The organism is Frankia sp. CcCS3 (genome assembly GCF_977927575.1).
The window spans coordinates 1-4,169 of record NZ_CDWRCL010000290.1 but is presented as its reverse complement, the minus strand read 5'-3'; the positions used below and the strand labels follow the sequence as shown (position 1 = coordinate 4,169).

The window sequence follows — 4,169 nt, the reverse complement described above, 5'->3', positions numbered from 1 at the left end:
GGCGGCTGCGGCAACGCGCGGCCGACGCGGCCGACCTGATCGCCCGTGCGCGGGCTCTGCTCGCCTACGACGAACACGCCGACGGCGAGACGGCGGACGACTCGGAGATGGCGGAAAACGAGGAGACGGGGAAACGATGAAGGGGTCCATCAGGACAGCACCGGCGGGGGGCTCGCGATGACCGGCCTGCTGCGCGGGCTGGCACGGCGGCGCGGGCCGGAGAGTGGCCACGACACCGACGGCGTTCCGTCCTGGGTGGTCGACCGGCTGGTCGCGCTCACGCGCCAACTCGACGCCCTGGCCCGCCAGATCGATGCGCTCGTCAGGGCCGGCAACCGGCACCTCGATCAGACCGCTTCGGCCCGGAGCGGCGCCGCGACTCCCGGCGCCGCGGCTCCCGTCGGGGTCGTCTCCCGTCCCGGGGACGGGGACGGGTTCGCAGAGCCTGGCGCGCAGGAGCCGCATCCGGTGGCCCTGCGGGTCATCGACGTGCTGGACCGGCTGGACGTGCTGGTCGGGCAGGTCGGCTCCGCGCCGCTGGACCCGGCCGCGCTGGCGTGGGTGCGCCAGTCCCTCGCCGATCTGCTGCCGGTCTGCGAGGTGCATCCTGTCCGGGACGAGGGCCCGGCCGACCCGCGGCGGCACGAGGTGCTGAACCGGCGCCCGGCCCCGGACACCGCCGGGCGTGACCTCACCGGGCACATCGCGGCGACCATCCGCCCCGGCTACCGCTGGCGTGACGACCTGCTGCGGCCGCAGCAGGTGACCGTGTTCGGCCATCCCGAGGCCGAGGCCGCCGCGACGACCGCAGTGACCGACACGGGAGCACCGGCATGACCGAAACCAGCCTGCCGATGTCTGGGATTCCCAGGGCTGTCGAGAAGTCCCCGGAGAGCAGGGAAGGAACCGAGGCCGCGAGGAGCTCCGGACTCGACACGGTCCGGCGCGCGGTACTGGAGCTGTCCGACGAGGTCGAGGTGGCCACCGCCGATCTCGTCGGGGCGGGCGTGCGGCGGCGGCTGCGGGAGGACCACGAGCGGCTGGCGTCCGACCGGCGGCACGTGGTCGTCTGCGGCGAGTTCAAACGCGGCAAGTCCAGCCTGGTCGGCGCCCTGGTCGGCCGGCCGGACCTGTTCCCGTCCGACGTCGACGTGGCGACGTGTGTGGTCTCCGCGCTTGCCTGGGGGCCCGCCGACCGTGCCTGGGTGCGCCGCCGGGAACCCGCTGCTGGTGGCGGCGGCACGGGTGGGCAAGGCGCCGAGACCGAGGTCGAGATCGGGGTGGACCAGCTCCCGGAACATGTCGTCGAGCAGGGCAACCCCGGCAACCGGCGGCGGGTGGCGGGTGTGCGGATCGAGGCACCTGTGGAGCGGCTCCGCTCCGGCATCGTGATCGTCGATACGCCTGGCATCGGCAGCCTGGACCCGGCCCACAGTGCGATCACCCGCAGCCACCTCGGCCGGGCCGACGTGCTCGTCTTCGTGGTGGACGCGGTGGAGCCGCTCACCACTGGCGAGCTGCGGTTTCTGCGGGAGGCGCTGGAGGCCTGCGACACCGTCCTCACCGTGGTGACGAAAACCGACAAGGTCCGGGACCCGCAGATCGTTGTCCGGGACACCCGCACCAAGATCGCAGGCCTAGTCGGGGAGCACGGGTCGGAGAGCCCCGTGTTTCCTGTGTCGACCTACCGCCGGCTGGAGTACCTGGAGGAGCTGGGGTCCGGGATGCCGGACCCGGGGCCGGACACCAGATCCGGGTTCTCCGAGCTGGAAGAGGCTCTGTGGGAGGGCGTCGGCGCGCGTACCGAGGCCGCGCGGCTCGACCGCGCCCTCGACGGCCTGCTGGGCGCGCTCGCCGCGGCCCAGGCCACGCTTCGCGACGAGCTGCAGATCATGGACGACGATGCGCCCTGGCAGCGGGCCACCGCCGACCTCGACCAGGCTGAGGAACGCCTGCGGCACCTGACCGCCGCGGAGGCGTCCTGGCACAGCGTGCTGGAGGCGATCTGGGCCGAGCGGATCCCCCCGGTCCGGGATGCCTTGGCGGCCGACTTCGCGGCGGCGGCGCAGGCCCTCGCCCTGGCCGGCATCGCTCCGACCGGTTTCGCCGCGGCGGATGGCGCCGAACCGGGTGCCACTGCGGCCGGCGCCGGCCCCAACCCGGCCGCGGAGATCGAACGGCTCCGGGCGGCCGCCGTCGAGTGCACCCGCACCCTCGCCACCGCGGCCGACCAGGCTCGGCGCGCTGTCGCTGTCATCGCCCGGGACGCCTACGAGACGCTGGCCGCCCACACCGGCACGGCCAGCCCGGCCGGCGGTTCCGTCGACGGCTCCAGGCATCTCCCACCGACCAACGCGGACACCCTTGGCATCGAGGCCGGGAGTCTGGTGGACGCAGCCGACATCCCGGTGCCCGACACCGACGAGATCGTCCGGGCGGCCCGCGAACGGCGGGTGACACTGCGTGAGCGTATGAAGATAGTCGCTGGTGCGGTCACCCGGAACACGCCGCCGGCCCAGATCGCCTCCCTGCTGGTCAGGTTCGTGATGGGCCGCGGCATGGCCACGGCTTTCGGCGGGCCGGTCAGCTCCTTCGGGGCGGAGTCGTCATCCTCCGGCGGCCCGTTCCAGTCCCTGAACACGGTGATCGAGCTGGGCACCGCCTTCCAGGACGCCTTCCAGGATGTCAGGACGCAGCTCGACCAGCGCCGCGCCGCCTCCACCCGCGCCGTCCAGGAGCTGCGGCGCAGCCTGCACGACCAGGTCGTGACGGCCACCAGGAGCGCCCTGGAGACCTTCGACGTAGGTGCCGCCCATGCCCGGCTTCGGGTGGAGCAGCAGTTCGCCGACCTGCTGGGTGCCGAGCTGGACGCGCTTGGCGCGACCCGGCGCAGGTTGCGGGAGAGTCACGCCGCCACCGGGCAGGCCCGCGACGAGCGCCGCGCCGTGCTGATTGACCGGCTGGCCGTCGGCCAGCACCTGCTCGACCGCGTCGACGCGCTGGCCGTCCGATGACGGTCACTCCCGGCCTGGTGCTGGGCATCGACTTCGGCACCTGGAACTCCGCCGTCGTCATCGGCCGGCCAGACGGCTCCGTGCTCACCATCCGTGACCCGTCCTCGTCCTACGGCCAGACCTCGTTCCGTACCTCGGTCTGCGGCCGGCCGGACGGCAGCCTGGCGGTGGGAGCGGCCGCGGAGCACCAGCGGCAGCAGTACCCGCAGTACTACCGCGCCGAGTTCAAACGCGAGTTTGGCACGGACATCCCCAGCATGCTGGGCGCCCGTGTCCTGCAGCCGCACGATCTCGCCGCCGAGGTCCTGCGATTCCTACGCACCTGCGCTGAGGAACGCATCGCCGGCGAGGGCGAGCCGGAGCAGGTGGTCATCACCGTCCCGGCGAGCTGGCAGCGGGCCAGACGCGACCTGATGCGCCGCACCGCCAAGGTCGCTGGATTCGACCCGGCCCGCACCAAGCTCGTCACGGAGCCGTCCGCGGCAGCGCTGCACGCCCTGAGCAGCACCCGCCTCTCCGAGACCGGGCTGCCGGTGCTGGTCTACGACCTGGGCGGCGGGACGTTCGACGCGGCGATCGTCCAAAGCGGTGCGCGGGGTGACGGCGGCGAGTACACCACGCTCGGCCGCGTCGGCGGGCTGCCGGACGTGGGCGGCGGCGCCTTCGACCGGGCGATCCTGAGGCTCGTCCGGGAACGCCTGCCGCAGAGCGTGAAGGTGCTGGACGGGGACCCCGACGACGAGGACGTGCTGCGCCGCCGCATCCTGCTGCGGGAGGACTGCGAACGGCTGAAGTGCACGCTCGCCACCCAGCCAGAGGCCTACCAGTTTCTCACCGTCCTCGACCCGCCGGAGCCGTTCACCCTCACCCGCGGTCAGCTGGCCGAGGCTGTAGGCCCGCTGATCGACCGGACCCTGGCCGAGTGCGACCTGATCCGCGCCACCGCCGAGCTGAGCTGGGACCAGATCATGGCCGTGGTGCCCGCCGGCGGAAGCTGCCGGCTGCCGACCGTCACCGAGCACATCCAGCGACACACCGGGCGCCCGGTCGTCCAGGTGGACGACCCGGACATGGCGGTCGCCCTCGGCGCGGTCGCCGCTGCCCGCCGCCTCGCCCGGGAGAGCAAGCACCCCGACCCGCTACCTTCGTCCGCAC

The 4,169-nt window shown here is 73.4% G+C and carries 3 protein-coding genes; all 3 read left to right on the top strand.

What is annotated here, in order from left to right; translation table 11 throughout:
* Positions 1–177: 177 nt before the first annotated feature.
* Positions 178–837: a hypothetical protein gene (locus AC08OQ_RS18055; protein WP_476602271.1), complete on the top strand. Its 660-nt coding sequence runs from the start codon at positions 178–180 to the stop codon at positions 835–837.
* Positions 834–3,014 (top strand): dynamin family protein, encoded by a 2,181-nt coding sequence (locus AC08OQ_RS18050; RefSeq protein WP_476602270.1) that lies wholly within the window; start codon positions 834–836, stop codon positions 3,012–3,014. The genes AC08OQ_RS18055 and AC08OQ_RS18050 overlap by 4 nt, the downstream gene beginning before the upstream one ends.
* Positions 3,011–4,169 (top strand): Hsp70 family protein (locus AC08OQ_RS18045; RefSeq protein WP_476612232.1); only part of this gene is annotated, 1,159 nt, incomplete at its 3' end. The genes AC08OQ_RS18050 and AC08OQ_RS18045, both read left to right, overlap by 4 nt.